Below are 22,934 nucleotides of genomic sequence, written 5' to 3' on the forward strand. Positions count from 1 at the left end.
CGGCTGGATGCGGCGACACGGCGACACGGCCCGGCAAGGTCACCCATGTGGCGCAGCCGGCCGCGCACCGGGCTTCCGGGTGCCGTCCGCCCGGAGTTGCGGCACATTCGAAAACGCACCCGCACACACCCCCGTGCGTCGGCCAATCGCTGCATGTCCCTTCCCACCGGTCGGTGTGACGCGCAACACTCGCAGGCGCATGAGCGTTGCCACCCCGGTCCGTGGGACCCGTGGAAGCGAGGTCACGTCATGTCCGTGCACGATGAACTGACATCGGTACAGCGCTGCCTCGACGACCTGTGCCGGTCGGTGGGGCGGCTGGAGCGGCAGATCGGCAGCGGCGGCCTCGACATCCGCCGTGTCCGCACCGACGCCGACCACCTGCGCGAGAGCGTGGCGCTGCTGCGCGAGGCGGCCAGTGCCGCAGGAGGCTCCCGGCGGCCCGATCTGGTCACCATCCCCGACACCCCGTACGACACCACCCTGTGGACGGACTCGGACGACGAGGGTCTCGGCGCCCGCGACCGGCACGCCCCCTGACGAAGAAGGTGCGTCCCAAGTTGGCCACTGGCACCGAATCCCCCGACACCGAAGTCCCCGCGCCGGGCGGCGAGCGGACCGGCAGGCGCGCCGCGATCCCCGGGCGCCACCTGCGCACCGACCGCTGGTGGCTGGCCCCGGCCGCCACCGCCGCCGGGCTGCTGGCCTTCGTCGTGTACTCGACCTGGCGCGCCTTCGCGGACACGCACTACTACGCCGCGCCGTACGTCTCGCCGTTCTACTCGCCGTGCCTGGCGGAGCGGTGCCGCACCATGCACGCGGGGCCCAACGCGGACCTCTTCGGGAGCTGGTGGGCGATCTCCCCGGCGATCATCATCCTGATCTTCCCGCTGGGGTTCCGCCTGACCTGCTACTACTACCGCAAGGCCTACTACCGCGGCTTCTGGGCGTCGCCCCCGGCCTGCGCGGTGGCGGAGCCGCACAAGAAGTACACCGGCGAGACCCGCTTCCCGCTGATCCTGCAGAACGTCCACCGGTACTTCTTCTACGCGGCGCTCCTGGTGGCGGGCGTCCTCACCTACGACACCGTGCTCGCCTTCCGCGACCGGCACTACCACTGGGGCCACATGGGCCTCGGCACCCTGGTCTTCCTGGTGAACATCGTGCTGATCTGGGCGTACACGCTCTCCTGCCACTCCTGCCGGCACATCGTCGGCGGAAAGCTCAAGCACTTCTCCAAGCACCCGGTCCGCTACAAGACCTGGGTGTTCATCAGCCGGCTCAACGCCCGGCACATGCTGCTGGCGTGGGCGTCGCTGGTCAGCGTGGCCCTGGCCGACTTCTACGTGTACCTGGTGGCGTCCGGCGTCTTCGCCGATCCGCGCTTCTTCTGACGAGTTCCGATGAGTGAGGCCTTGTGATGTCCGTGGTCGACCGGCAGGAGTGGGACGTCGTCGTGGTCGGGGCCGGCGGCGCCGGACTGCGCGCCGCCATCGAGGCCCGTGAGCGCGGCGCCCGCACGGCCGTGATCTGCAAGTCGCTGTTCGGCAAGGCGCACACGGTGATGGCGGAGGGCGGCATCGCGGCGGCGATGGGCAACGCCAACCCGCACGACAACTGGCAGGTGCACTTCCGCGACACCATGCGCGGCGGGAAGTTCCTCAACCAGTGGCGGATGGCCGAGCTGCACGCGCGCGAGGCCCCCGACCGCGTCTGGGAGCTGGAGACCTGGGGCGCCCTGTTCGACCGTACGCAGGACGGGAAGATCTCCCAGCGCAACTTCGGCGGCCACGAGTACCCGCGCCTCGCGCACGTCGGCGACCGCACGGGCCTGGAGCTGATCCGCACGCTCCAGCAGAAGGTGGTCGCGCTCCAGCAGGAGGACAAGGAGGAGACCGGCGACTACGAGTCCCGGCTGAAGGTGTTCCAGGAGTGCACGGTCACCCGGATCCTCAAAGACACGGCATCCGGCGGCGGCTCCGGCGCGGGCCGTGTGTCGGGGGTCTTCGCCTACGAGCGCGAGTCCGGCCGCTTCTTCGTCCTTCAGGCGCCCGCGGTCGTGATCGCGACGGGCGGCATCGGCAAGTCCTTCAAGGTGACGTCGAACTCCTGGGAGTACACCGGTGACGGGCACGCGCTGGCGCTGCTCGCGGGGGCGCCGCTGCTGAACATGGAGTTCGTGCAGTTCCACCCGACCGGCATGGTCTGGCCGCCGTCGGTGAAGGGCATCCTCGTCACCGAGTCGGTGCGCGGCGACGGCGGCGTGCTGATGAACGCAGACGGCAAGCGGTTCATGTTCGACTACATCCCCGACGTCTTCAAGGAGAAGTACGCGGAGACGGAGGCGGAGGCCGACCGCTGGTACGACGACCCGGAGCACAACCGGCGTCCGCCCGAGCTGCTGCCCCGGGACGAGGTGGCGCGCGCCATCAACGCCGAGGTGAAGGCGGGCCGGGGCTCTCCGCACGGCGGGGTCTTCCTGGACGTGTCGACGCGGATGCCGGCCGAGGTCGTGCGGCGCCGGCTGCCGTCGATGTACCACCAGTTCAAGGAGCTGGCGGACGTCGACATCACCGCCGAGGCCATGGAGGTCGGGCCGACCTGCCACTACGTGATGGGCGGGGTCGCGGTCGACTCGGACACGGCGGCGGCGCGCGGGGTCACGGGCCTGTACGCGGCCGGGGAGGTGGCCGGCGGAATGCACGGCTCCAACCGGCTGGGCGGCAACTCGCTCTCCGACCTGCTGGTGTTCGGGCGCCGGGCCGGTCTGCACGCGGCGCAGTACGCCATGGGGCTGGCCGAGCGGCCCTCGGTGGACGACGTCCAGGTGGACGCGGCGGCGGCCGAGGCCCTGCGCCCCTTCTCGGCGGAGGGCCCGGCACCCGGCGAGGACGTCCTGGAGGAGGGCCGCCCGCCGGAGAACCCGTACGCCCTGCACCAGGAACTGCAGCAGACCATGAACGACCTGGTCGGCATCATCCGCCGCGAGTCCGAGATGCAGCAGGCGCTGAAGAAGCTGGCGGAGCTGCGGGTGCGGGCGCGCCGGGCGGGAGTCGAGGGGCACCGGCAGTACAACCCGGGCTGGCACCTGGCGCTGGACCTGAGGAACATGCTGCTGGTCAGCGAGTGCGTGGCGCGGGCCGCGCTGGAGCGCACGGAGTCGCGCGGCGGTCACACCCGCGAGGACTTCCCCGCGATGGACCGCGCGTGGCGCCGCGTCAACCTGCTGTGCCGGCTCACCGACCCGACCGGGGGCCTGGCCGCGACGGACCCGGCCCGGGGCCAGATCGCCCTGACCCGGGAGACCACCGAACCCGTCCGCCCCGACCTGCTCGCCCTCTTCGAGAAGGAGGAGCTGGTGAAGTACCTCGCCGAGGAGGAGCTGTACGAATGAGCAGCTACGAAGCCCGCTTCACGGTGTGGCGGGGCGACGCGGGCGGCGGCGGCCTGGAGGACTTCAAGGTCGAGGTCAACGACGGCGAGGTGGTGCTGGACATCATCCACCGTCTGCAGGCCACCCAGGCGCCGGACCTCGCGGTGCGCTGGAACTGCAAGGCCGGCAAGTGCGGTTCGTGCTCGGCGGAGATCAACGGGCGGCCGCGGCTGATGTGCATGACGCGGATGTCGGTGTTCGACCGGGAGGAGACGATCACCGTCACCCCGCTGCGCACCTTCCCGGTGATCCGCGACCTGGTGACGGACGTCGGCTTCAACTACGTCAAGGCGCGCGAGGTCCCGGCCTTCGTCCCGCCCGCGGGGCTCGGCCCGGGCGAGTACCGCATGATGCAGGAGGACGTGGACCGCTCGCAGGAGTTCCGCAAGTGCATCGAGTGCTTCCTGTGCCAGAACACCTGCCATGTGGTGCGCGACCACGAGGAGAACAAGCAGGCCTTCGCGGGCCCGCGCTACCTGATGCGGGTGGCGGAACTGGACATGCACCCGCTGGACGCGGCGGCGGAGCGGGGCCTGGACCGCAAACGCACGGCCCAGGACGAGCACGGGCTCGGCTACTGCAACATCACCAAGTGCTGCACGGAGGTCTGCCCGGAGGGCATCAGGATCACGGACAACGCCCTGATCCCGCTGAAGGAACGGGCGGTCGACCGCAAGTACGACCCGCTGGTGTGGCTGGGCTCGAAGATCAGGAGGCGTTCTTCGTAGCGGCGGCGTCCGGGGTGCGGCCGGGGCGCCGGGCCGACACCTGTATCGCCGTGCCGACGAAATACACCGCCAAGCCCGTGGCCGCGATGGGCATGCGGGCGAAGGGGGCCTCGTTCAGGGGGCCGAGGAACATGTAACCGGACATGCCGACGGCGCTCACCAGCGTGCCGTATCCCCACAGCTTCGGCCGCATGATCCTGCGCCCGCCCCACGGCGGCAGCCAGCCCGTCCTGATCGCTGCGACACCCGTCGCCGCGCCCGCCACCAGCAGTGACGCGGCCACCCCTACCAGTGCCCAGTGCATGCCGGTCATCGTCATACGAACTCCAGTGCGCGCTCGAGGTTGTGTTCCGCGATGCCCCGCATCGGCCCCGGTTCCGGGTAGTCGCCGTCGAGGAGCCTGAGGGGGCCCGCCACCAGGGAGAGGTGCAGTGCGAGGCGGTACAGGCGCAGCCGGTCCTCGTCGAGGTCGTCGGTGCGCAGGGCCTCGTAGCGGGGGCCGAAGCGGAGCCGGAGGAAGACGTGCTCCCACTCGGCGTCGAAGTACATCAGTCCTTCGATGTCGATCAGGGCCGGACGGCCGTCCGCGTCCAGCAGGACGTGGTCGGGGCCCAGTTCGCCGTGGACCAGGGTGTGGCGGGCGCGGGGGCGCACGGTCGCGAAGAGCGCGTGCAGGCGGTGCTCGAGCCGGTCGCGCACGGCCGCGACCCGGGGCTCGCGGGCCGCCGCCTCCTCGGTGTCCCGCAGTGCGCGGTCCCGTACGACGGCTTCGCACGAGGTGCCCTGCGGCGCGCCGCCGCCGTCGATCACGGCGACCTTGCCGAAGCGGGGGGGCGGTGTGGGAACGCATCGCGGTCAGGGTGGCGGCGAGGTCGTTCAGCGCGGGTGCCGCCGCGTGCGGGCCGCGGTGCAGCAGCTCCTCCAGGGTGCCGCCTGCGAGGTCCTCGACGACCGCCGCGTCCGCCGGCAGGTGCCTGTGGGAGGAGTCGGCGAACAGCAGGCGCGGTGTGCGGATGCCGAGGGCCGTGAGCCGGTCGTGCGACGCCCTGAACAGGTCGAGGCCCGAGGCGTGCGAGAAGGGGTCGCGGGGGTCGGCGGGCGGGGCGCCCCAGTAGTCCTCGTCGGGTGACCAGACGTAGGCGATCACGGTGGAGCCGTCGTCGAGGGCGAGGCGGTAGACGCCCTTCTTGGAGCCGCCGCGCAGCCGGGTGACCGTGTCCAGGCGGCGGGTGGCGCCCAGGGCCTCGCGGGCCAACGGGGCCAGATCGTCGCGGGTGAGGGGTGTCCGGGCGGGCGTCATGAGGGCCTGCGCTCGACGTGCCGGCCCAGGAACTGCAGCACACCGCCCGCGAGCATCAGGGGCAGGCCGAGGGCGTTCAGGATGTCGAGGACGGTGAGCTCCCGCACGGTGGAGGCGTATCGGCACAGCCCCATGCCGACTGCGAAGAGCAGCGCTCCGGAGCCCCACAGATGCGGCCGCAGCACCCGGCCCCGCGCCCACGGCCCGGCCCGGCCGGTCGTGGGGACCAGGGCGCCCGCGACGGCGTAGAGCACCGCGACCGCGTACACGGCGATCAGTGAAGTGATGTGCAGCATCGGGCCCCCGCGTCTCGTTGGCCCGATCATGACACCAACCCCCGCGCACGGCCAGATCCGTCTCTTCCGCAGCGGGCGGCGCACCCCGCTCGCGGTACCGCGTATTCAGCCATACGCTCCGAAATGTGACGCCGCCCCACCGTCGACGCCGGCCGCGCCGGGCCGCCGTGTTCCGAGCCGTGCGGAGGGTGCCTGTCGTGTTCGCGGTGGTGCTGGTGCCGCAGCACACGACCACCGGGGATCTCGTCCTTCCGCTGGTCGCCGCGGTCGCCGCCGTCGCGGTGGCGGCGTACGCGTCGGTGCGGCGCCGGCTGCGCGCGGCGACCCGTACGACACCCGGCGGGATGTCGCCCACCGTCGTACCGCTGGACGAACTGGACCGGCGGGCCCGGCGGCTGCTCGTCGAGACGGACGACTGCGTGCGCACCAGCCGGGAGGAACTGGGCCGCGCGGCCGAGGCGTTGGGGTGCGAGGCGGTACGGGAGTGCGCCGAGGCGGTGGAGTTCGCCGCGGCGGAGCTGGCACGGGCGTTCCGGGCGCGGCAGCGGTTCGACGACGGGGACGGCCGGGCGCGGGGGCTGCTGGAGGAGGTCGTCGAGCGGTGCGAGGCGGCCGGACGGCGGCTGGACGCCCAGGCACCCGGGTTCGACCGGATCCGCGCGCTGGAACGGACCGCGGGCGAGGCGCTGGAGCGTGCCGAGGCACGGCTGCGGGAGGTGGCGGCACGGGTCCCGGACGCGGACCGCACGCTCGCCGGGATGCGCGCCCGCTACACCCTGTCGGCGTGTCTGCCGGTGGCGGGCCACGACGAACAGGCGAAGGGGCGGCTGGTCTTCGCCACGACGGTCCTGCGCCGGGCGCGGCAGGCGATGCGGGACGGTGGGACGGACGACGCGGTGGCGCTGCTGCGCGCCGCCGAGGCCGCGACCGACCAGGCGGCGGTCCTCGTGGACGGCGTGGTCCGGCTCGCCGCCGACCTGACGGCGGCGGCGGACCGCCTGCCCACGGCCGTGCACGACATGGAGGCCGACCTCGCCGAGGCCCGCGGGCTCCTGGGCACCGACACCGCCCGGGCGATCGCCCACGGGGAGTCGGTGGTGGCACGGGCGCGGGAGGAGGGGAACGGGGAGGGGCCCTACGACCCCGTGGGCGCGCTGCGGCGCATCGAGCACGCGGCCATGGGGCTGGACCGGGCCCTGCACCGGGTGGCGCGGGGTCCGGGGGCGGTGGGGCGGCTCGAGCGGGCCGTGCTCGTCGCCCTGAGCGGCGCCCGGGCCGCCGCCGACCATGTGACCACCCATCGCGGAGCCGTCGGCTGGGAGGCGCGGACGCGGCTCGCGGAGGCCGAGCGGCGGCTGCGCGGCGCGGTGAACGCCGATGTGCCGCCCGTCCCCGCTCCGGCCGACGCGCTGGCCGACGCCCGCGAGGCCGACGCGCTGGCCCGGGAGGCCCGCCGGCTCGCGGAGCGGGACGTACGGGCGTACGGGACCCCGTACGGCGAGGGCCTGGGGACGGGCGGCGCCGTGCTCGGCGGCATCCTGCTCGCGGCGCGGCACCCGGGCGGCCACGGCGGACCCGCGAGCTTCGGCGGGCCCGCCACGCGGGGGCGCAGGGACGGCGGCGAGCTGCTGTGGACGGCGCCGCCCGGCAGCCGGCCCTCGCCCGGGACGGACCCGGCGCCTAGAACAGACTCAGCAACGCCTCCGCCGGGTCCGTGACCCCGCCCTCGCCGCCCGGCAGCGGGAGTTCGAACCACACCGTCTTGCCGCGCGGCGTACGGCGCGAGCCCCAGGCCGCGGAGAGCATGCCGACCAGTTGCAGCCCGCGGCCGCCCTCGTCGGTGTCCCGGGCGCGGCGGCGGCGCGGCTGGACCAGGCCCGAGTCCCACACCTCGCACACCAGCGTCCGGTCGAGGAGCAGCCGGAGCCTGATCTCGCCCTCGCCGTAGCGCAGCGCGTTGGTGACCAGTTCGCTGACGAGGAGTTCGGTGGTGTCGACCAGCGGTTCGAGGTCCCAGCTCAGGAGCTGTGCGCGCGCGTACTCCCGGGCCCGGCCCACGCTGCGCGGTTCGCGGGGCAGCGTCCAGTCGCCGACGGAGTCGGCCGGCAGTCCCTGTACACGCGCCATCAGCAAGGCGATGTCGTCCTCGCCATGATGGGTGTCGAGGGTGTTGAGGACCTGGTCGCAGACGTCCTCCAGCGGCTGGGAGGGGTCGGTGAGGGCGCCGACGAACGCCTGCAGTCCCTCGTCCAGGGGGTGGTCGCGGGACTCCACCAGGCCGTCCGTGTACAGCGCCAGCAGCGCGCCCTCCGGGAGTTCGACCTCCACCTCCTCGAACGGCTCGCCGCCCACGCCCAGCGGCATCCCGGGCGGCACGTCCAGCATCAGCGCGGACTCGCCCGGCTCGACGAGCACCGGTGGGAGATGGCCCGCGTTGGCGAAGGTGCAGCGGCGCGTCACCGAGTCGTAGACCGCGTACACACAGGTCGCGAGGTAGACCTCGGACAGGTCGGCCTCGCGGGGCCGGCGGGCGGCGCGGGTCGCCTGCTGGACGCCTCCGGGTGCGCCCAGGCCGCGTGCGATCTCGTCCAGTTGCGCGAGGACTTCGGCCGGTTCGAGGTCGAGCTGGGCCAGGGTGCGCACGGCGGTGCGGAGTTCGCCCATGGCCACCGCGGCGCGCAGGCCGCGGCCCATGACGTCGCCGACCACCAACGCGGTGCGGTGTCCGGGCAGTTCGATGACGTCGAACCAGTCGCCGCCGACCTCGCTCGGCCGCCCGGTGGCCGCGTTGCCCGGCAGATAGCGGCAGGCGATGTCCAGACCGGAGGCCTCCGGGTCGCCCGGCGGCAGCAGGGACCGCTGCAGTATCAGCGCCCGTTCGTGCTCACGGCGGTACAGGCGCGCGTTGTCGATGCAGACCGCGGCGCGCGCGGCGAGCTCCACGGCGAGCGCACGGTCGCGTTCCCCGAACGGCTCGCTGCCCTTCGTACGGGAGAACTGGGCGAGTCCGACCACGGTGTCGTGCGCGACCATCGGGACGGCGAGGGTGGACTGGATCAGCCCGCCGTCCTCGGCGGAGATGTGCCGGGGGCGGGCGGTGCGCAGGGCGTCGGCGCAGGCCGAGTTGAAGGAGAAGTGGTGCACCGCGCCGACCTCGACGGGCGCGGGGCCGCCGGCCAGCGGCGCGTCCGAGACGGCGCTGGCGAAGGCGACGCGGCGCAGCTCGGCGCTGCCGTCGGGCAGGCCGGGCGGGGTCTCGTCGCCGGCCAGGAGCCCCTGGTACAGGTCGACGGTGGCGAGGTCGCAGAAGCCGGGGACGACGACGTCGAGGAGTTCGCGGGCGGTGGTCTCCAGGTCGAGGGAGTTGCCGATGCGGGCTCCGGCCTCGTTCAGCAGGGCGAGGTTGCGGCGGGCGGCGGCCGCCTCGCGGGCGGCGGCGCGGCGCGCGGTGATGTCGGTTCCGAGCCAGGCGATCCCGATGGGCCGGCCGCTGCCGCTATGCACCCGGTAGAGGTTGACGGACCAGTGCTTGCGCTCGTCGGAGCCGGGGACGAACCCCGTGATGTGCATGTCGGTGATGGACTGGCCGGTCTCCAGGACGCGCCGCAGCGTGGCGGTGACGCGCTCGGCCTCCGGGGACTCCAGGTAGTGGTGGACGGTGCGGCCGCGGTGGTCGGCGGGCGTGCCGCCGAACGTGGAGGCGAACCGTTCGTTGGCGCGGCGCACCCGCAGGTCGGGGTCGATCAGCAGGAAGCCGAAGGGAGATTGGCCGAATATCGCCTGCGAGGCGGCGAGGTCGGTCTCGATGCTGCGGAGGGTTCGGGCGTCGACGATGATGCAGACGGCGCCCTGTTCGCCGTCCTCGGTCGTGGTGGGCATCACATAGACCTCGGCGAGCCCCTCGCTCCGCTGCGCGTCGGGCAGCCGGTAGGGGATGACGCCGGTCCACTCGCGACCGTCCAGGATCTCGGTCATCTTGCGCTGGCCGCGCTCGCGCAGGTCCGGGGCGACGAACGCCTCGATGGGGTCCATGCCGACGGCCCGCTCGGCGGGGATGCCGAAGAGGTGTTCGGCCCGCAGGCTCCACTGGTCGACGAGCCCGTCGGGGCCGAGGGAGAACGAGGCGACCTTGATGTAGTCGTAGATGGAGCCGGGCGGACTGCTCTGCCACAGGGGTCCGCCCGCCGGGTCACGGGGTTCGACGGCCGCGGCGGCATCGACCGCGGCCCCGTCCCTCGCGCCGTCCGACGGGTCCTCGGACTCCGTGGCCTTCGCTGGTATCTCGCTCACGCGAACCGTCCCCTCCAGCTCACCGCGTCCGGCACCGGTCACCGGGGGCGGCTGCCCGCAGTATCCAGCACTACGGTGCCGCACAACACGGTGTTCACGATCACAGCACGATCCCGATGGTTTTTGGACCGGCCGGGCCATACTCCCAGTCTTCTAACCAGGTGGTGCCCGCTCGAACCAAAGAACGCCGCACGCGCTGCTGGCTCGATTCGATCGGTCGGTGCGCGCCCCGCCGACCGCGCGGGTGGCGCACTGCCGTGCACCGGATGAGCGCGGTCAGCAGGGAACCGCGAGCTCGAACCAGACCGTCTTTCCGGTGTCCGCGGGCCGGGTGCCCCAGCGGCGCGAGGAGTGGGCGACCAGTTGCAGGCCGCGGCCGTCCTCCTCGTCGGAGCGGGCCTTGCGCTCGCGGGGCAGGTCGGGGAGCGGGTCGGAGACCTCGACGAGCAGGGTGGGGGCGGGGCCGACGGCCCGGATGAGGCGGACGCCGATGGGACCCTTGGCGTGCCGCATCGAGTTGGTGACCAGCTCGCTGACCAGCAGCGCGGCGACATCGCCCAGCTCGTCGAGACCCCAGGTGCGCAGCTGGCCCCGGACTACGGCGCGAGCGGTGCGGACCGCACCGGGGTCTGCGGGGAACGTCCACTCGGCGCTGTCGCCTTGGGTGTCGAGCACGCCGATCACTTCCCAGGCCAGAAGCCCACCCATGTCCGGTTTCGTGGGGTTAATGGGCACATACCCGATATCTATGGCGCCTTACCGCGCACTGGGGCGCACTGTGGCACGAACGGCGTATGGGGCGCCAGCCCCCGGAGTAACACCAGCCCCTGGCTCACCACGCGTCGGCACGACGGGACGCGCCCGCCCCGGAGCGCGACTTGCGGCTTTTCCGCAGGTGGGAAGCGCGCCATTCCGGCCTGCGCGATCACGGGGGCCGCTCACGAGAGAAGCACAGGTTTTACCGTATCCATGCACGGGAGCCCGAGTTCACACGGTGCGAGGGCCCCGGTGCGGGAGGGGCTGCCATGCGGCCCGGACGGCTTCGACCGCCGCGACGTCCTGGTCGAGCCAGTCGACGTCCCAGATCTGCTCGGGGGTCAGCCAGCGCAGCTCGTCGTGGTCCTCGAGCGGCTCGGGGCGGCCGGCGAGGAGGCGGGCGGTCCACACGCGCAGGACGTACCCGGGCTTGAGGGGCCACTCCCCCGGGACGCGCGCGACCGGCTCCGCCGCGACGCCCAGTTCCTCGCGCAGCTCGCGGACGAGGGCGTGCTCGGGGCTCTCACCGGGTTCGACCTTGCCGCCGGGCAGCTCCCAGCGGCCCGCGAGGTCGGGGGGTGCGCTGCGGCGGGCGGCCAGGAGGCGGCCGCCGTCCAGCAGTGCGGCGCCGACCACCACGATCGGTTGCGTCATGCGCCGGAGCCTACGGGAGCGCGCGGCGCGTCACCGACGCGGGACGGGTACGCCTCATGTGCCCCCGTTCTGCCCGATGCGCTCCACCCAGTAGAGCTGTTTGTGGCCGCGGTCGGCGAGGCTGTCCACGATCTTCTGCGCCTCGGCGCGGGTGGCGTACCTGCCCACGCGGTAGCGGTTGCCGTTGTCGTCCTGCCGTATGACGAGCCAGGGAAGAGTGACCGTGCTGTCGTTCATCGCGCCCCTCCACTTCCCGCCCCCGGCTTCCGCCGCGCCCCGCCCACCAAGGAAACCGCACTGCGCATATGCCCGAGCCTACGCCTTACCTTCACGCAGCGAATCCGACTTTTCACAAAGAGGTACGCAACCGGCCATGACAGAGGGGGCGTGCGCCGTCACATGCGCCCCCTAATACGCCCCTGGCCCACGCGGAGCAGCGCGAAGCGCCGGGGGGCGGCGCAGTGGGAAACGACCGGATTGCAGCGGGAAGGCCGGGACAACGGCGGTCCCGGGGAGGTGAGTTGGGAGGAGGGGCGCGGCGGCCGCAGGTGGGAATGGCCGGGGGCGGGCCGTGGGGCTCGCAGACGCGGGGGGGGGGGCGCGGGCGCCGTAGAGGCACAGGGTGGCGGACATAGAGGCACGGGGTGGCGGGCGCCGGAGAGGCACGGGGATCGCGGGAGCCGGAGAGCATGCTCCGTGAGGTCCTCGGGGAGCATCACGGGCGTGCGCTCCGTCCCCGGAAGGGCCCCCGGCGCCTCGGGTTACTTCACCGGCAAGTGGTACGCCACCCGGTACCTGTCCGCCGGGACCACCACGTCCGCCGTCTCCACCGGTCGGCCCGAGGCGTAGAACGTCCGCTGGACGACCAGGACCACATGGCCGGGGACGCCACCGAGGGCCAGGAGTTCCTCCGCGAGGCCGGGGCGGGCGCCGACCTCCTCCGTGACGTTGTCCACGACCACGTCGATGGCCGCCATCCGCTCCACGACCCCCATGCCGCCGAGCGGGCCCTCCTCGGGGAGCATCACGGGCGTGCGCCCCGTCAGGGCGAGCGGCTCCCACGACGTGGAGAGCATCATCGCCTCGCCCGCGTCCCGGAACACGTACTTCGTGCACATCACCCGGTCGCCCGGCTGGATGGCGAGCCGCTCGGCGATCGCTCCGCTCGCCTCCGTCTGCCGGCTGTGCGACTCCCAGGTCCCGCGCGCGGAGGCGTCCGCCTGCTCCTGGCGGAACGGGGTGGCGCCGCTTTCCGGCCGGAACCCGGAGCGGGCGATGCGGCGCGGCACCGGCCGCTCCCTGACGTACGTGCCCGACCCGGAGCGGCCCTCCACCAGCCCCTCGGCCATCAGCACCTTGCGCGCCTCCAGGGCCACCGTGTCCGAGACGCCGTACTCCTCGCGGATGCGGGCCTGGGACGGCAGCCTGGTGTGCGGTGGCAGCAGACCGTCGACGATCTTCTTGCGGAGATCACCCGCGACACGCAGATACGCCGGCTGCTCACCGAAAGTCACTGGCCGCTCCCATCAGGTTCTACAGACAGCAACAGCCTGACAACCGTCGGTTCCGCCATGCAAGCACGGGCCAAAGAATCACCCGATGTGATGACTTCTGCCGTCCGAGGGCTCCACCCAGGCATTTTCTCCCCGCTATGGGCGCCGTCACACCTGTCTGCCGCTCTCCCACACGTCACCCACACCTCCGGCACGCTCCGCCCTCCCCGACGACGGGGCGGCAACCGGGCCCAGAGCCTTGCGGGCGGTGACCGGGGCGCGGACACCGCGACCCGAGCCCGAACACGGAGGCGGGACGGCCCTTGTGACATACGGTCACCGACGCGGACAACTAGCCTTCTCGCATGACACCCTTGCCGGACTGTTACTGCCCGGCGGACGGCACCCGCGTGGCCGCGGAGTCGCTCGCCTGGTGCTGTCCCGTCTGCCGCGGCCCGCTGGACCTGGACTTCGCACCGACGCCCGCCCCGCTGAAGTCCCTCGGCGGCCGCGTGAACTCACTGTGGCGGTACGCCGAGACACTGCCGCTCGCGGGGCCCTCGGTCAGTCTCGGCGAGGGCCGTACACCGCTCGTGGAGCTGACGGACGGCGTCTTCGCGAAGCTGGACTTCCTGATGCCGACGCTGTCCTTCAAGGACCGCGGCGCGGTGATGCTCGCCGAACTCGCGCTGCGCCTGCGGCCCCGGCAGGTCATCGCCGACAGCAGCGGCAACGCGGGCACCGCGATCGCCGCGTACTGCGCCCGGGCCGCGCTGCCGTGCACGGTCTTCGTTCCCGAGGGCACCTCGCCCAAGAAGCTGGAGCAAATGAAGGCGCACGGGGCCCGGGTACGGCCGGTCGAGGGCGGCCGTGAGGCGGCGGCGCGGGCGGCGCGCGAGGCCGCGGACGAGGAGGGGGTGTTCTACGCGTCGCACGTCTTCAACCCCTACTTCCTGCACGGCACGAAGACGTACGTCCACGAGCTGTGGGAGGACCTCGGCGGGCGGCTCCCGGACGTGCTCGTGCTGCCCGTCGGCAACGGCACGCTGCTGCTCGGCGCCGCGCTCGCGATCGCGGAACTGTACGGGGCGGGGCTGCTCGACCGCCGCCCGGCGCTGTACGCGGTGCAGGCGGCGGCGGTCGCCCCGCTGGCGCGCGCGTGGGAGGAGGGCGCCGATGACCTGGTGGGCGTCACTCCGGCGGCCCCCACGTCGGCCGAGGGGATCGCGATCCCGCGGCCGCCCCGGGCCCGCCAGATCCTGCGTGCGGTGCGCGACTCGGGCGGGACGTTCCTGACGGTCACCGAGGACCGGATCCGCCACGCCCAACTGGACCTGGCGTCCCGGGGCCTGTACGTGGAGTCGACGGGCGTGGCGTGCTGGGCGGCCGTACGGGAGGGAGCCCTCGGATCCCGCGGTGCGGTGGTGCCGCTGTGCGGGGCGGGGCTGAAGACGGGGCTGGCCGGCTCCTGAGGTCACCGGCCCGGGACGGCCTCCGGGACCCGGCCGCCCCGCGCGGTGACGAGGGAGCGTTCCCTGCCGAATCTCCACATAATGGGCAACGTGGGTGACAGGGCCGCACTTTCGACTCGTCCCGCCGACCGTCCCGCTCCCGGCACGGGGCCCGGCCGGAAAGGGCTCAGGAGCGGCGCCCTCGGCATGTTCTCCTCGGTCGTCATCGGCCTGGCCTCCGCGGCCCCGGCGTACAGCCTCGCGGCCACCCTGGGCCTGATCGTGGCGGGTGTCGGACCGCAGGCCCCGATCGTCACCATGCTGGCGTTCGTCCCGATGCTGCTGATCGCGTACGCCTACCGGGAGCTGAACGCGTCCAACGCCGACTGCGGGACCGCCTTCACCTGGGCGACCCGTGCCTTCGGCCCGCGCACCGGCTGGATGGGCGGCTGGGGCCTGATCGTCGCCGACATCATCGTCCTGGCCAACCTCGCCGAGATCGCCGGTATCTACGGCTTCAGACTGGTGGGCCTGGACTCCCTGGCGGGGAGCCCGCTGTGGACCACCGTGGCCGGCATCGTCTGGATCGTCGTGCTGACCGCCGTCTGCTACATCGGCATCGAGCTCTCGGCCGCCGTCCAGCGCTGGCTGCTGTGCGTCGAGGTGGCGGTGCTGGTCCTGTTCGCGGTGACCGCGCTGGTGAGGGTCTACACCAGCGCTCCCCCGACGGCGATGCCCGTCTCCGCCTCCTGGTTCGACCCCTTCCAGGTCTCCTCGGCGAAGGCGCTGACCTCGGGCGTCCTCGTGGCGGTCTTCATCTACTGGGGCTGGGACACCGCCGTCTCGGTCAACGAGGAAACCGTCGACAGCACCCGCGTCCCCGGGCGCGCCGCGGTGGTCTCGACCGTGCTGCTCCTGGTCACCTACGCGCTGGTGTCGACGTCCGCACAGGCGTTCGCCGGGGTCGGCAGTTCGGGCATCGGGCTCGGCAACACCGGCAACTCGGGCGATGTGCTGTCCGGGCTGGGCAACGCCGTCTTCGGCAGTCACGGCCCGGGAGCGGTGTTCTCCCGGCTGCTCGTCCTCATGGTGCTGACGTCGGCGCTGGCCTCCACCCAGACGACGATCCTGCCGCTGGCCCGGACCGTGTTCTCCATGGCGGTCCACAAGGCGGTCCCCGCCCGGTTCGCCCGGGTCCACCGCAGGTTCCTCACCCCCACCTGGTCGACCGTCGGCATGGGGGCGGTCTCGATCGCCGTGCTGCTCCTGCTGTCCTCGTTCAGCCGGAACTTCCTGGCCGACTCGGTCGAGTCGGTCGGCCTCGCGATCGCGTTCTACTACGGGCTGACCGGCTTCGCCTGCCTGTGGTACCACCGCAGGGTCCTCACCCGAAGCGCCGGAGACCTGCTGTTCAAGGGCGTGCTGCCGGGGCTGGGCGGGCTGCTGATGCTCGCGCTGTTCCTCTACGCCGCCTTCGGCGTCTACGCGGACCCCCGCTACGGCGCGACGGTCGTCGACCTGCCGGTGATCGGCCCGACCGGCGGGGTCACGGTGGTGGGTCTGGGCGCCCTGCTGCTGGGCTTCGTGCTGATGCTGGTCGTCACCCGCGAGCACACCGCGGCCCTCAAGCTGCAGCGGAGCCTGCTCCCGCACCGCCTGCCGCCGCAGACCGCCGTGCAGGCCGCGAGCCGCTATCTGCCCGCCGACAACGGATCCGGGGTGGGCGGCGACTGGTTCGACGTCATCCCGCTGTCGGGCACCCGGGTCGGCCTGGTCGTCGGGGACGTGGTCGGCCACGGGCTGCGGGCCGCGGCCACCATGGGGCGCCTGCGCACGGGCGTACGCGTGCTGGCCCGGCTGGACCTGGCCCCGGACGAGCTGCTCGCCCGGCTGGCCGACCTGGTCGAGCAGACCACGCACGAGCGCGCGGCCGGCCACCGCCCTGGCCACGGCCGGCACGCCGACGAGGCCCGGGGGGTGACCTGTCTGTACGCGGTGTACGACCCGGTGTCGGGACAGTGCAGCCTGGCGCGGGCGGGAGGGGCGCCACTGGCGGTCGTCGCGCCGGACACGGGCGTCGCCGACTACCCGGAACTCCCACCCGGCCCGCCGCTCGGAGGAGCCGGCCCGCCCTACCAGTCCACCGAGCTGCGGCTCGCGCCCGGCAGCCTGCTCGCCTTCTGCACCGGCGGCCTCTTCCAGGCGGCGGACGGCCCGGAGACGGGGCGCGGCCTGCTCGCCCAGGCCCTCGCCGATCACCGGGAGTCACTGGAGGAGCTCTGCGACCGGGCGGTGGCCACACTGCTGCCGGGACCGGTGGACGAGGACGCGACGCTCCTGCTGGTCCGCACCCGCCTGCTGGACCGCAACCGGTTCGCGGGGTGGGAGCTGACGGCGGACCCCGCGGCCGTCGCCTCCGTCCGCGCCACCGTCGGCAAGCAGCTCGGCGACTGGGGTCTGGACGATCTCGTGTTCACCACCGAGCTCATCGTGACCGAGCTGGTCACCAACGCGATCCGTTACGTGGGCGGCCCGATCCAGGTGCGTCTGATCCGCGACCGGACCCTCATCTGCGAGGTGTCCGACACCGGACACACCGCCCCGAACCTGCGCCACGCCGCCAGCGACGACGAGGGCGGCCGGGGCCTGTACATCATCGCCCAGATGACCCACCAGTGGGGGACCCGGTACACCCCCACGGGCAAGACCATCTGGACCGAGCAGCCGCTTCCGCCCAGCGACTCTCCGTAGGGGGTCCCGCGGCCCAGCAGGTCAGCCGGAGACGACCGCCGCCCATCCCCGGTCGACGGTCCGCCGCGCCTTCTCCACTTGTGCGTCCGTCGGGAACTGCGGCGCTCCCTCCACCGTCGGCAGCCGCGCGGCGGCGGCCCTGTCCAGGGTGCCGTCCTTCCGCATGACGTCCATGAGGACCGGGCGGGCATAGCCGTGGAGCCGGAGGTTCTGGCCCTCCGTGCTGAAGAGGTACTCCTGCCACAGGCGGGCGGCCGCCGGGTGCGGGGCCCGCCGGTTGACCGCCAGCGCGTAGTACTGGGCGAAGCTGCCGTCGAACGGAATCGCCACCTGCCAGTCCACACCCGTGCCGCGGAGCTGGTCGGCGTCGTGGAGGTTGACGTAGTCCCAGTTGATGCTGATGGGCGTCCGGCCGTCCCGGACCGTCGCGGTGGTCGCCGGAAGCGGATTGAAGTTGCCCCTCTTCTTCAGCTCGGCGAAGAAGTCGAGGCCGGGCCGGATGTCGTCGAACGACCCGTTGTTGGCGAGCGCGGCCGCGTAGACGCTGGAGAAGGCCGTTTCCGACCGGGTCGGGTCGCCGTCGAGGGCGACCTTCCCCTTGTAGGCGGGCTTCAGCAGATCGGCGAAGGTCTGGGGGCAGGGCTTCACGCGCCGGGCGTCGCAGCCGATCGAGATGTAGCCGCCGTAGTTGTTGGACCAGCGGGCCCCGGAGTCCTTCTGGTTGCCGGGGATCGCGTCCCACGGCACGACCTTGTACGGCGCGAGCAGGTTCTGCCCTGCCGCCGCCCGGGCGAACGTGTCGCCGACGTCGATCACGTCGGGGGCGGTCGGCCGGTTCCCGCTGCTCCTGAGGGCGTTGATCTCGTCCTGGCTGTGCCCCAGCGGGTCCTCGACGGTCACCTTGATCCCGTACTTCTTCTGGAAGCCGTCGATCAGGCCGCCGTAGTCGGCCCAGTCGCGCGGAAGCGCGATCGCCGTGAGCCTGCCCTCCTTCTTCGCCGCGGCGACCAGGGCGCGCATGCCGCCCACGTTCTCCGCGGAGGTCGCCGACGAGGGTTTCTCGATCCGGGCGGTCGGTGTGCCGCCGCAGGCGTTCAGGCACAGTGCCGTGGCGGCGAGGCAGGCGAGTGCGGCCGCTGCTCGGGCACCGGGTGCGGTCACGACGGCTCCAGAGGGGGTGGGGGCGGCGCGATCGTGGACTTGCGGACTCCCGAGGGCCTTCCGTCGCCGCACGGCTGCCGCGGTCGGCCCTCCGGTCATCCAGGCCAGCGTACCCACGCCGGGCGATCGCGCAGGTCGGACGATGTGCGCGGCGCCCTCACAGCGCGGTGTCCTCCCATTGGCCGAGCAGGATCTCGCCGAGCTCCCCGGCCTCCGGCGTGGCGTCGCCCTGGAGGGACTGCTCGGCCCAGATGACCTTTCCGGTGCGGGTGTAGCGGGTGCCCCAGCGCTCGGCGAACTGGGCGACCAGGAACAGTCCGCGGCCGCCCTCGTCGGTGTCCTTCGCCCGGCGCAGCCGCGGTGAGGTGCTCGTGCCGTCGGCCACCTCGAAGATCAGGGTGCGGTCCCGCAGCAGCCGGACGGAGATGGGTTCGCCGCCGTACCGGACGGCGTTGGTGATCAGCTCGCTGAGGATGAGCTCGGCGGTGAAGACGTTCTCCTCAAGACCCCACTCCGTCAGCGTGCGGGCACAGGCGGCGCGTACCGGGCCCACCGCCGCCGGGTCCCGCGGCACCTGCCACTCGGCGACCCGGTCGGGGCCGAGACAACGGGTGCGGGCCACCAGCAGCGCGATGTCGTCCGTGGGCCGCTCGGGCAGCAGCGCGTCCATCACCGTCGCGCAGGTGGCCTCCGGGGTGCGGTCGGGGCCGGTCAGGGCAGCGCGCAGGGCGTCGAGGCCGACGTCCAGGTCGCGGTCGCGGTCCTCGACCAGGCCGTCGGTGAACAGCACCAGACGCGACCCCTCGGGCACGGTCAGCTCGGTGCTCTCGACGGGCAGGCCGGCGCACAGGCCGAGCGGCGGCGCGACGGGCACCGGGGGGAAGTCCACGGCCCCGCCGGGATGGACGACCGCCGGTCCCGGGTGGCCCGTGGTGGCGATGGTGAGCTGCCCGGAGGCGGGATCGTAGACGGCGTACTGGCAGGTCGCACCGGAGATCCCCTGACCGTCGTCGTCGGCGGTGACATCGTCGGCGTCGATCTGGGTCACCAGCTCGTCCAGGCGGCCGAGCAGTTCCTCCGCGGGCATGTCCAGGCCGGAGAAGTTGTGCACGGCGGTGCGCAGCCGGCCCATGGTCGCCGCGGCGTGCAGTCCGTGCCCGACGACGTCGCCGACGACCAGGGCAACCCGGGCGCCGGACAGCGGGATGACGTCGAACCAGTCGCCGCCCACTCCCGCCTGGGCCGGCAGGTAGCGGTAGGCCACGTCGACGGCGGACTGCTCGGGCAGCTCGCGGGGCAGCAGGCTGCGCTGCAGGGTGACGGCCATGGTGTGTTCACGGGTGTAGCGGCGGGCGTTGTCGATGCTCACCGCGGCCCGGGCGACCAGTTCCTCGGCCAGGGACACGTCCTCCTCGTCGAACGGCGGGGAGGAACGCCCCCGCCAGAAGTCGACGACTCCGAGCACCACCCCGCGGGCGCGCACCGGGACCGCCAGCAGGGAGTGGATGCCGTGGTCGAGGATGTGCCGGGACCTGGCGTCCTGGCTCACCCAGCCGTCGTCCTCGCTCAGGTCCCTGACCAGGACCGCCCGTCCGCTGGCCATCCCTTGGGAGACGGGGTGGGAGGGGACGAACCGGATCAGCCTGCCGACGGGGTAGAGGAGACGGTCGTCGTCGTCCAGGCCCGCGACCGCGACCCGGCGCAGGTCCGGGTTCGCCGCGGAGGGCTCCCCGCCGGAGAGAACCGGGTCCTGCAGCTCGACGGTGACCACGTCCGCGAACCGGGGCACCGCCACCTCCGCCAGTTCCTCGGCGGTGCGCCTGACGTCCAGGGTGCTGCCGATCCGGCCCCCGGCGTCGTGGAGCAGTTTCAGGCGTTCGCGCGCCACCTCCGCCCGGCCGGACAGCGCCAGCAGCTCGGTGGTGTCCCGGAGCGTCACCACGCTGCCGACCGGTCCGCGGGGTGCGGTGGGCCGCTTGTTGACGGACAGGAGCCGTTCGGCCGCCAGGTACACCTCGTCGGTGGCCGGGCGGTCGGAGGCCAGCAGCCCGGCCAGGTCCTCCAGGCCCAGCGCGGTGACATGGCGCCCCTCGGCGTCCGCGGGCAGATTCAGCAGCCGCCGCGCCTCGTCGTTGGCCAGCAGCAGCCTGCCGTCGGCGCCGATGATCAGCACGCCCTCCCGCACGGCGTGCAGGACCGCGTCGTGGTGCTCGTACATCCGGGCCATCTCGACCGGGCCGAGGCCATGGGTCTGCCTCCGCAGCCGGCGGCTCACCAGAGCGGACCCGCCCGCGGCGATGACCAGCGCTCCGGCGGCCCCGCCGAACAGCACCGGCAGTTGGCGGTCCACCCGGTGCCGTACGTCCTCGACCCTGACGGGAACCGCGACGACGGCGACGACCGAGCCGTCGGGGGCCCTGACCGGTACCGCCGAGACCACCGACAGCCCCAGGGAGCCCCGGAAGGTCTTGGTGAACGGCTTGCCGGCCGCCACCGACGCGTAGGGGCCGATGACGTGCTTGCCGATCTGGTGCGGGTCGCTGTGGGTGAGGGTGATGCCGTCCAGCCGGTACACGATGATGGCGTCGACACCCGCCGCCTTCCGGGCCGCCTCGGCATGCGGCTGCAGCACCGCGCTGGGATCCGGGCTGTTCAGCGCCGGCACGATGCCCGGCGACTGGGCGAACGTCTGGGCGGCGGCGAGGGTACGGTTCCGGGCGTCCGCCGTGCTGTCGCGCCGGGCCTGCACCACGAGAGCCACCAACGTGGCGGCGACGAGCAGCACCACGACGGTGAACTGCAGGAGAAAGACCTGCCCGGCGAGACTGCGCACGTTCAGCGGGGAGCGCCGACGGCGCGCAGACCGACCGGAAATTCCAGTCATATCCCCTTTCTATCGTTTACGGGACGGGGGGCGCACATTCACGTTCCGCGCCGCCCGGCGCGGCCCGGAAGTCGGCCGTGCGATCCGGCGGTGCGCAGCCGCGTGCGGGGCGGTCGGCGGTCGGTCTCCGATACGCGGCCGCTCCTGACCGAAATCCGCTCGTCCGCCGGTCGTACCCCTGCTCCTCCGCGTGCACGATGCCCCACGGCACCGCCCCGGCGAAGATCGCCGTGAGATCTCTTCCGCTCACCCGCACGCAGAGAGGCTGTGCAGAAAACCATGCTCTTAGCACGCCGACAGCAAGGAAGCCCGGCCCCCTCGAGACGAGGATGGGCCGTCGCCCTCGCCTGTACCGCGGCCCTCGTCACCTCGGCTGCCGCGCTCCCCCAGGCACAGGCGGCCACCCGCCCGGCCGCCCCCGCCACCGCCGACCGGCCGGCCGTCGACCGGGCGGGCCTGGCGGACGCGCTGAAGGCCGTCCACACCGCCGGCATGTACGGCGCCTACGCGGCCGTCCGGGAGGGTGACGGCATGTGGCGAGGTGCCGCCGGTGTCGCCGACCGGGACACCGGCCGTCCCGTGACGCCGGACATGGAGCAGCGGATCGGCAGCATCTCCAAGTCGATGACCGCTGTCGCCCTGCTCCAGCAGGTCGCCGCGGGCCGCCTCGACCTGGACGCGCCCGTCTCCCGCTACCTTCCCGGCCTGATCCCCGGTCAACGCGGTGACCGGATCACCGTGCGGATGCTGCTGAACCACACCAGCGGCATCGGGGACTACGTCCTCCACGCCTTCCCGTCCCTGCAGACGCTGTCGACGCGCAGCCTGGACGAGAACCGTTTCCGGCACATCGACCCGCGGGAGCTGGTCCGGATGGGCGTGCAGGCTCCGCCGACCGGCGCTCCCGGCGAGAAGTGGTCGTACTCCAACACGAACTACATCATCGCGGGGCTGCTGCTCGCCAAGCTCACCGGCGAGAACCCGGAGCGGTACATCACGCGCAACGTCATCCACCGGGCCGGTCTGCGGCACACCTACTTCCCCACCGGCCCGCGCATGACAGGCCCGCACCCGAAGCTGTACGAGTCCTTCTACGGCCTGATCGACCCACCGCGCGACTACAGCGTCTACGACATGTCCTGGGCCGGAACCGCCGGCGCGGTCGTCTCCACCATGGCGGATCTCAACCGCTTCTACCGGGAGCTGTTCACCGGCCGCCTGCTCCCCGCCGCCCAACTCGCCCAGATGAAGACGACGGTCCCGATGACCGACGCCGACGGCAAGGTGGTGGGGCACTACGGTCTGGCCCTCATACGGTTCGACTGGCCCTGCGGTACGTTCTGGGGCCATGACGGCGCGGTGTTCGGCGCCGAGACCTGGGCGTTCTCCAGCCCGGACGGCCGTCGGCAGATGGCCCTCGCCTACAACCTGTCGAAGTACGACAAGCTGGGGCAGGACGGCAAGGTGACGCCGGGCCCGATCGACGACGCTATCAACACGTTCGTGGGCAAGGCCCTGTGCGCTCCGGCCACCGGTGCCCCGGCCCTGCGCCCGGCCAGGGTGAACCTCGCCCCGGCGCACACGCCCGAGTGGGGCTCACTGCCGGCCGCGAGGCACTGACGGCGGCGAAGGCCCCCTCGGAGCGACGGCGGATTCCAGTGGTCGTCGCAACACGTGATCACTGACGTGTGGCGGCGAGCAGTTTAGACAGACGCTCGGCTGGGGTTTCCCAGCCGA

Annotated in this window: 16 protein-coding genes and 2 pseudogenes; 8 read left to right on the forward strand and 10 right to left on the reverse strand. The window is 72.8% G+C overall.

The window, feature by feature from the left end:
• Positions 1 to 249: 249 nt before the first annotated feature.
• The 4 genes from ACZ4SW_RS25550 to ACZ4SW_RS25565 are packed head-to-tail and all read left to right on the forward strand — an operon-like array spanning position 250 to position 4,161.
• Positions 250 to 540, forward strand: a complete 291-nt coding sequence (locus ACZ4SW_RS25550) for a hypothetical protein (RefSeq protein WP_468250192.1) — start codon at positions 250 to 252, stop codon at positions 538 to 540.
• Between the two features lie 20 nt (positions 541 to 560).
• Positions 561 to 1,394: a hypothetical protein gene (locus ACZ4SW_RS25555; RefSeq protein ID WP_468250195.1), complete on the forward strand. Its 834-nt coding sequence runs from the start codon at positions 561 to 563 to the stop codon at positions 1,392 to 1,394.
• 26 nt (positions 1,395 to 1,420) lie between these two features.
• A complete protein-coding gene (locus ACZ4SW_RS25560) occupies positions 1,421 to 3,394 on the forward strand; it encodes a fumarate reductase/succinate dehydrogenase flavoprotein subunit (protein WP_468250198.1) in 1,974 nt (657 codons plus the stop codon).
• The gene (locus ACZ4SW_RS25565) at positions 3,391 to 4,161 is read left to right on the forward strand and encodes a succinate dehydrogenase/fumarate reductase iron-sulfur subunit (protein ID WP_468250201.1); all 771 of its coding nucleotides are present in this window, start codon (positions 3,391 to 3,393) and stop codon (positions 4,159 to 4,161) included. Before ACZ4SW_RS25560 ends, ACZ4SW_RS25565 begins: the two co-directional genes overlap by 4 nt.
• Here the strand turns inward: ACZ4SW_RS25565 and ACZ4SW_RS25570 are convergent.
• The 3 genes and pseudogenes from ACZ4SW_RS25570 to ACZ4SW_RS25580 all read right to left on the reverse strand — a co-directional run bounded on the left by ACZ4SW_RS25570 (position 4,142) and on the right by ACZ4SW_RS25580 (position 5,757).
• On the reverse strand, positions 4,142 to 4,465 hold the full coding sequence (locus ACZ4SW_RS25570) for a hypothetical protein (RefSeq protein WP_468250205.1): 324 nt from the start codon (positions 4,463 to 4,465) through the stop codon (positions 4,142 to 4,144). The two genes, ACZ4SW_RS25565 and ACZ4SW_RS25570, sit on opposite strands and share 20 nt — an antisense overlap.
• An 11-nt stretch (positions 4,466 to 4,476) precedes the next feature.
• A pseudogene (locus tag ACZ4SW_RS25575) lies at positions 4,477 to 5,461 on the reverse strand (phosphotransferase family protein).
• On the reverse strand, positions 5,458 to 5,757 hold the full coding sequence (locus ACZ4SW_RS25580) for a hypothetical protein (protein ID WP_468250208.1): 300 nt from the start codon (positions 5,755 to 5,757) through the stop codon (positions 5,458 to 5,460). Before ACZ4SW_RS25580 ends, ACZ4SW_RS25575 begins: the two are co-directional and overlap by 4 nt.
• A gap of 197 nt (positions 5,758 to 5,954) precedes the next feature.
• On the opposite strand from ACZ4SW_RS25580, the gene ACZ4SW_RS25585 reads away from it, so the two are divergent.
• Positions 5,955 to 7,475: a TPM domain-containing protein gene (locus ACZ4SW_RS25585; RefSeq protein WP_468250211.1), complete on the forward strand. Its 1,521-nt coding sequence runs from the start codon at positions 5,955 to 5,957 to the stop codon at positions 7,473 to 7,475.
• On the opposite strand, the gene ACZ4SW_RS25590 is transcribed toward ACZ4SW_RS25585, so the two are convergent.
• From ACZ4SW_RS25590 to ACZ4SW_RS25610, 5 genes and pseudogenes are all read right to left on the reverse strand, one after another.
• Positions 7,438 to 10,047, reverse strand: a complete 2,610-nt coding sequence (locus ACZ4SW_RS25590; protein ID WP_468250215.1) for a SpoIIE family protein phosphatase — start codon at positions 10,045 to 10,047, stop codon at positions 7,438 to 7,440. The genes ACZ4SW_RS25585 and ACZ4SW_RS25590 overlap by 38 nt on opposite strands.
• 276 nt (positions 10,048 to 10,323) lie before the next feature.
• Positions 10,324 to 10,755 carry an ATP-binding protein gene (locus ACZ4SW_RS25595; protein WP_468250218.1) on the reverse strand — a complete coding sequence of 144 codons (432 nt, stop codon included), beginning with the start codon at positions 10,753 to 10,755 and terminating at the stop codon, positions 10,324 to 10,326.
• Positions 10,756 to 11,034: 279 nt separating this feature from the next.
• Positions 11,035 to 11,457 carry a (deoxy)nucleoside triphosphate pyrophosphohydrolase gene (locus ACZ4SW_RS25600; protein ID WP_468250222.1) on the reverse strand — a complete coding sequence of 141 codons (423 nt, stop codon included), beginning with the start codon at positions 11,455 to 11,457 and terminating at the stop codon, positions 11,035 to 11,037.
• A 54-nt stretch (positions 11,458 to 11,511) separates the two neighbouring features.
• Positions 11,512 to 11,748: pseudogene (locus ACZ4SW_RS25605) on the reverse strand (SPOR domain-containing protein); the annotation flags it as partial.
• 470 nt (positions 11,749 to 12,218) lie between these two features.
• Positions 12,219 to 12,971, reverse strand: a complete 753-nt coding sequence (locus ACZ4SW_RS25610) for a GntR family transcriptional regulator (protein WP_468250224.1) — start codon at positions 12,969 to 12,971, stop codon at positions 12,219 to 12,221.
• 344 nt (positions 12,972 to 13,315) lie between these two features.
• Here ACZ4SW_RS25610 and ACZ4SW_RS25615 point away from each other — a divergent pair, with 344 nt between their 5' ends.
• Together ACZ4SW_RS25615 and ACZ4SW_RS25620 are read left to right on the forward strand one after the other, a co-directional pair.
• Positions 13,316 to 14,422, forward strand: coding sequence for a pyridoxal-phosphate dependent enzyme (locus ACZ4SW_RS25615; protein WP_468250227.1), 1,107 nt, complete (start codon positions 13,316 to 13,318; stop codon positions 14,420 to 14,422).
• A 186-nt stretch (positions 14,423 to 14,608) separates the two neighbouring features.
• Complete coding sequence (locus tag ACZ4SW_RS25620) at positions 14,609 to 17,152, forward strand: SpoIIE family protein phosphatase (protein WP_468250230.1); 2,544 nt, start codon at positions 14,609 to 14,611, stop codon at positions 17,150 to 17,152.
• A 21-nt stretch (positions 17,153 to 17,173) separates the two neighbouring features.
• Here ACZ4SW_RS25620 and ACZ4SW_RS25625 read toward each other — a convergent pair whose 3' ends face one another.
• Both ACZ4SW_RS25625 and ACZ4SW_RS25630 read right to left on the reverse strand, forming a co-directional pair.
• Positions 17,174 to 18,313, reverse strand: a complete 1,140-nt coding sequence (locus tag ACZ4SW_RS25625) for an ABC transporter substrate-binding protein (protein WP_468250233.1) — start codon at positions 18,311 to 18,313, stop codon at positions 17,174 to 17,176.
• A 157-nt stretch (positions 18,314 to 18,470) separates the two neighbouring features.
• The gene (locus ACZ4SW_RS25630) at positions 18,471 to 21,197 is read right to left on the reverse strand and encodes a SpoIIE family protein phosphatase (protein WP_468250235.1); all 2,727 of its coding nucleotides are present in this window, start codon (positions 21,195 to 21,197) and stop codon (positions 18,471 to 18,473) included.
• Between the two features lie 279 nt (positions 21,198 to 21,476).
• Between ACZ4SW_RS25630 and ACZ4SW_RS25635 the strand changes: the two genes are divergently transcribed.
• Entirely contained in the window at positions 21,477 to 22,817 is a 1,341-nt protein-coding gene (locus ACZ4SW_RS25635) for a serine hydrolase domain-containing protein (protein ID WP_468250238.1), read from the forward strand.
• The last annotated feature ends 117 nt before the right edge of the window (positions 22,818 to 22,934 follow it).

It is taken from the genome of Streptomyces sp. NPDC028331, from assembly GCF_055565775.1.